At 55.2% G+C, this 5,052-nt stretch carries 7 protein-coding genes and 1 pseudogene; 2 read left to right on the forward strand and 6 right to left on the reverse strand.

The genetic code is table 11. The annotated features are described in order from the left end of the window. Positions 1–291: 291 nt before the first annotated feature. The 6 genes from radC to MHM85_RS18140 all read right to left on the reverse strand — a co-directional run bounded on the left by radC (position 292) and on the right by MHM85_RS18140 (position 3,991). Positions 292–789, reverse strand: a complete 498-nt coding sequence (radC, locus tag MHM85_RS18115; protein WP_153843593.1) for a DNA repair protein RadC — start codon at positions 787–789, stop codon at positions 292–294. A gap of 90 nt (positions 790–879) precedes the next feature. Next, positions 880–1,491, reverse strand: coding sequence for a lambda exonuclease family protein (locus MHM85_RS18120; protein ID WP_153843592.1), 612 nt, complete (start codon positions 1,489–1,491; stop codon positions 880–882). A gap of 38 nt (positions 1,492–1,529) precedes the next feature. Then, positions 1,530–2,279, reverse strand: a complete 750-nt coding sequence (locus tag MHM85_RS18125; RefSeq protein WP_239286578.1) for an ERF family protein — start codon at positions 2,277–2,279, stop codon at positions 1,530–1,532. A 29-nt stretch (positions 2,280–2,308) separates the two neighbouring features. Further along, positions 2,309–2,479 (reverse strand): hypothetical protein, encoded by a 171-nt coding sequence (locus tag MHM85_RS18130; protein WP_153843590.1) that lies wholly within the window; start codon positions 2,477–2,479, stop codon positions 2,309–2,311. 106 nt (positions 2,480–2,585) lie between these two features. Next, a complete protein-coding gene (locus MHM85_RS18135) occupies positions 2,586–3,554 on the reverse strand; it encodes a DUF932 domain-containing protein (RefSeq protein WP_153843589.1) in 969 nt (322 codons plus the stop codon). A 98-nt stretch (positions 3,555–3,652) separates the two neighbouring features. Then, positions 3,653–3,991 (reverse strand): hypothetical protein, encoded by a 339-nt coding sequence (locus tag MHM85_RS18140; RefSeq protein WP_153843588.1) that lies wholly within the window; start codon positions 3,989–3,991, stop codon positions 3,653–3,655. A 155-nt stretch (positions 3,992–4,146) separates the two neighbouring features. Between MHM85_RS18140 and umuD the strand changes: the two genes are divergently transcribed. Further along, positions 4,147–4,596, forward strand: a complete 450-nt coding sequence (gene umuD, locus MHM85_RS18145) for a translesion error-prone DNA polymerase V autoproteolytic subunit (RefSeq protein ID WP_153843587.1) — start codon at positions 4,147–4,149, stop codon at positions 4,594–4,596. Then, positions 4,593–4,922, forward strand: a pseudogene (locus MHM85_RS18150) (Y-family DNA polymerase); the annotation flags it as partial. The gene umuD and the pseudogene MHM85_RS18150, both read left to right, overlap by 4 nt. Positions 4,923–5,052: the final 130 nt, after the last annotated feature.

Raw genomic sequence — 5,052 nt, forward strand, 5'->3', positions numbered from 1 at the left:
GGGGAAGTGTGTCTGAACGACGGGAAGTGGTTAAAAAGTAGGCAGTTTAAACCGTGCCAATAGGTTTTTAGTAGCATTACGTCTTGGGTAAGATACTTGCTGAGGTGCTATGAGAAATCCGGGCTAGTGCTCTCTAGAGTGCTAGGGGCTTCATGACTGTCATACATCGTTAAACAATTAACGCACTTTATACTCAAGAGCCTTGATACCAATAGCATCTGTTTCAGCCAAAAAAAGAAGCTTTTTTGAGAGCTACCACATTGGGCAGCTCTTGCTTTACCTCCCGTATCACTACAAATACCCCAACTCCGCAAATGACTGGCACCCTTCGCTCGCCACCACTACGTGATCAATCACCTTGATATCCATTAGCTCCAAGGCTTCCTTCAGGCGCTCAGTGATACGCCGATCCGCATCGCTAGGCTCAGGATCACCGCTGGGGTGGTTATGAACGAGGATGACTGCGGCGGCGTTGTAGGCGAGTGCCGCCTTTAGTACCTCTCGTGGGTACACGCTGGCTGAATCAATGGTTCCGCGAAACAGCTCTTCAAAGCGGATAACACGGTGTTGGCTGTCGAGAAACAACACGCTGAAGACTTCGTACTCATAGTCCTGCAGCAACAGCTGCAGGTGCTCAAATGCCTGCGAAGGCTGAGTAATCTTGCGGCCTTTGGCGAGCTTGCGGCGTGCGAACCGCTTGGCCATGGCGATGATGTCAGTTTCCGTGACAGGTGACGTGACTAAGTAGGTGCCCGCCACTTCACCGGCTTTGAGCTTGCTATGGGGCATAATGACCTCCAAAAAAATAAAGATGTCGGGGTGGTGACCCCGGCATCTATGTCGTTAGTAGTGAGTAAGTGTTGTGATTCAGTGGGTAAGTCACGCTGCCATCACTTGGCTGATGCGTCGCTCCATCTCTTCATGAAAGACCTCAACCCGCTCGGCAATCGTGCGGATCAGAGCCTCGTCTCGGTAGGCACGTTTCACAAACAGCGGCATACCCGGCCAGTAGCTCACAAAATCGATCCATTCCCGTTCACTGACCCAGAGCCCTCCCTGGCATTGGGGCACGTGTTCGTCGGGTATTTCCCCACTGAGCAGTACCTCGATCTGAAACTTGGGCAGCTTGGTTTTGATCTCCAGCAGGCCGTTTGTCCCAATCAAGCTATCCGGTGAGTAGCCTACGTTGTGGTTAAGGATCAGGCCCACTTCTTTAGGCTTCGGTGCGCCGGTCATATCGCGATACAGCGAGCGGGCGACGCTCTCTAGCTCCTGGCCCCGCTTGGTGTGGGCATTGCCTTGAAACGGCTCGGCCAGCTCGCCGGTCATACGCTCGCCGATCAACTGGTGCATGTAGGTAATGGCTCCGGTACCCAACCCACCGGGGCCTTTGCCGTTCACCAGCAGTGCCTTGAGTTCTGACATGGTGACGCGCCCAAGACGCGCCGCCAGCCACTCAGGAGAGCCTTGTGGCATGGTGAGTATCTTCATAACGCCTCCTGTAGGCGGTGAGTGAGCAGGCTGCGCCGCTATTTCACGGCTCGCTTGGTGAGGGATGCACGGAGCTTGTCGAAATCTGCCTGAGGCACCTGAACTGCAGTGCCGTATTTGCCGCTGAACCACTCTTGGGTTGTGGCTGGGCATTGGCTGATCAAACGCTGAATCTGCCCCGCTTGAAAAGCTGTAACCCTCTTCACGGCTGCACGTGTGCTGGTCTGACCGTTATCGTCTTGCCCGCGAGTGGTGATGTTGAGCAAGGCGCACAGTACGTAGCGCTTGCCGTAGCTGGTGGACGATCCAAAGGCTTGGACCGCGTTTTTGTTACCGCTCATGTCCGCAGGTAATAGCATGCTGGTCTCTTCACGGTGACCGTCCTTGTGCATCAGCACGCCCGTCACTTGAATGCCGCGTTCCTGTGTCTGAATACGGAAGCTCACTGCGAAGCCGTGCTTTTGTAGGATGGGCCGTACGGTATCGACAATGTCTTCCAGCGTGGCATAGCAACCGTTGTTGGTTTGGCCACGCTCTTCAATGCTGGGCAACTCTGTCTGCATCCCTGCCATAGCAGCGCTGTAGGCCATCATGGCTTGACGATCCATTACCCGTTCCTGCATTTGCAGCAGGCGCTCCATTTTGTCGATATCGACGTCAGGGTTAAGCGCCGCGCGCTCGATCACTTGGATAATGGCGGTACTGTCAGTGGTCGATGAAGAAGAGGTAGGCGGCACCGCCTGGAGAGATGATGCCTCTTGAGTGACCATGTTTGTCTTGTTCGCCATGACGGCTCTCCTTAAAAACGGTATGGGGGTTAGATATCGCTGGGCAACTGGTCGGGGGAGACCGGCACGAGCCTAAGCTCCGCGCGGTAAAACTGGCCTTTCGCCATGACGTAGGTGGTGGCTTGGGTTTGGTCTTGGGTCAGCAGGCGCTCCGTGAGCTGGGTAAGGGCCACGTCGAGATCGTGGTGTAGCGTTGCCATATAGGCCTCCAAACAAAAAAATGCCCAGCCGGTTAAGGGCTGGGCGTTTATGGGGTGAAGGTAGAGAGGTAAATCAGAAGGTAACGTGGTGATCACGCGTTAATGGTTAGCTGATCAGTGCCAGCGCCGTGTTGAGCGCCTCCTGCTTCATCTGTGCGCCTTGGCCGAACCAGGCAGAGTCCATACGGGTATCGTTACTGCGAGCGCGCTTTTCATGGTCAACGTATTCAGTCACGGCATTGAGCAAGCCCCAGGCCGTGTCCTTTGCGGTCACCAAGTGAGCACCACGCCCTTCGCCCTGGTAGAGCTTCTGTACCTTGTTGAGCGCTCGGTAGTTGGGCAGTTTGGAAGGATCGTCTAACGGCGTCTCCACGCCGCACATCACCGCCTGGAAGTAGTGTTGGGCTTCACGGTGATCAATTTTCCGCTCGGCTAGGGCTTTCATGCGATACATGAAGTCATTCCACTGCGACACCGAAATGCCAAGCTGACGCTTCACGGCACGCGGATCAAACTCTGAACGGTGAGGCACCTTCACCGCTTGTGACGTACCATCGACGGCAATTTGCAACGTGTTGTTGCACACCACCCGCACCGTGGTCGGCGTGGCCATGGTGGCAAGGGTGCCATCGCAGGAAGTGGCCAACAGCAAATAGTCATTGACCTCATCCTGACCTTTGAGTGACGTGCTTAAGCCGCTACGGGCTAGCGCCCAGAACTTACGACCGCCTTTGAGCACGCCAGCGGTTTCTAGCTCATACCCGGCGTACTCGGTCAGGTCACGGTAAAACTCTAAAATCTCCTCGGGCTGCACCACCTTATAGCGCTGCGACACCACCGACAGCGGTGCTTTGGTATCTGAGCGGTAGAGCACCTTTTGCTCAGGGAATGAGTGAATGCTGCCCAGGTGGCTAGCTCCTTCGGCGATAAAGCGCACCGGCGCTTCTTCGATATGCCAGTTCATACCGGCCTGTTGCTGCCAGACCTCTAACGGTTGATGACGAGACAGCTGTTGCCCCAGGCCATGCCAAGGGGTATCGCCAACGTAAGCCATGTGTTCAACGAGATGTGCCATGAGTCATTCTCCAGACATAAAAAAAGCGCTGACCAAAGGCCAGCGCGAGAAAGTGAATAAGCGGATCATTCGCCCCACACAGGGCGAACAACGATAGGTTAAGCGTTAGGTGCTAAAGGCGGGTAGGCGTCGCGGTAGGTGCAGCCGCAAGACAAGCATAACCACGGTGTCCCGCTGCCAACTGGCAGCCACTGTTCAAACAGCGAGGTGGCCATGCGTGAGCCGGTTTGACCTCCGGCCACGGCACCCATCATGGCGGCAGGCAGTTTTGCCAATGGAAAGCGAGTCAACGCCAATGGCAGTGGGCCGGTGATGGCCGTCGCGCGCCATGCGCCAATAGCACCGCCGATCAAGGTGCTGCCTACTACGCTCACACGTTGGGCAGTCTCCAGGTTCAGCATGCGCGTTGATGCACAACGCTTACAAAGTGGGGGCATATTGAAGCTCCTATGCAGAGGAAAACGATTCCACGGGGTAGATGCACAGGAGTGATATAGATCTGAAATTGGGTGGGATACGCCGATGAGGTATTGCGTTCAGTGAGTACTTTAAAGATACTGTTTTTATATACAGCTTTTTAATGGAGGTGCCCATGACTTTGCCGGTAACATTGCTGGGACAAGCGGACGCTTTTACGGTATCGCAGCCCTTGCCGCTCTATTCCTGTGCCGTGCGCGCAGGCTTTCCCTCGCCTGCAGATGACCATTTGGATACCGATCTAGATCTTCACCGTTATGTAGTGAAACGGCCTGCTGCAACGTATTTCGTACGTTCTGAAGGAGATTCCATGATTGGTGATGGAATTCATCATGGGGATTTGCTGGTGGTGGATCGCAGTCTTGAGGCCTTGCCAGGGCGTATTATCGTGATCTGCGTGGACGGCGAGCTCACAGTAAAGCGCCTTGAGCGAGTAGGGCAGCGAACCTATCTCCGGGCAAGTAATCCTGCTTACCCGCCCATTCCCTTAGATGGTCGTGAGGCGCACGTCTGGGGCGTAGTGACTCATGTGCTTCACAGCTTTCCAGGGGCAACGCTGCAATGATGGCCCTGATCGACTGCAACAATTTCTATGTCTCTTGCGAGCGGGTCTTCAACCCGTCACTGGAAGGTCGTCCCGTAGGGGTACTATCCAATAACGATGGTTGCGTCGTCGCACGCTCTAACGAATTAAAAGCGCTGGGCGTTGAAATGGGGGCTGCCATGCACCTGTTAACGCCGGAAGTGCGCCGCCAAGCCGTCCTGCTATCCAGCAACTATGCGTTGTATGGTGACATGTCCCAACGGGTAACTGAGGTGCTGGGGGAGTTTTCACCCCATGTAGAGGTGTACTCCATCGACGAAAGCTTTGTCGGGTTTCAGGGATTTGAGGTACGATGCCTGTCAAGCTTGTTGGAACCTGGAATCAGGCGGCTTCTAATCGCTGATCGCGTTGAACCAGCGGGTCTTCCCGGTCCGGGTTCAGCCAGACCGTCCGGCGCGGTGTCCAGTTCCGAGTGGC

This window comes from Halomonas sp. McD50-4 (assembly GCF_022348135.1).
Taxonomy (GTDB): domain Bacteria; phylum Pseudomonadota; class Gammaproteobacteria; order Pseudomonadales; family Halomonadaceae; genus Vreelandella; species Vreelandella piezotolerans.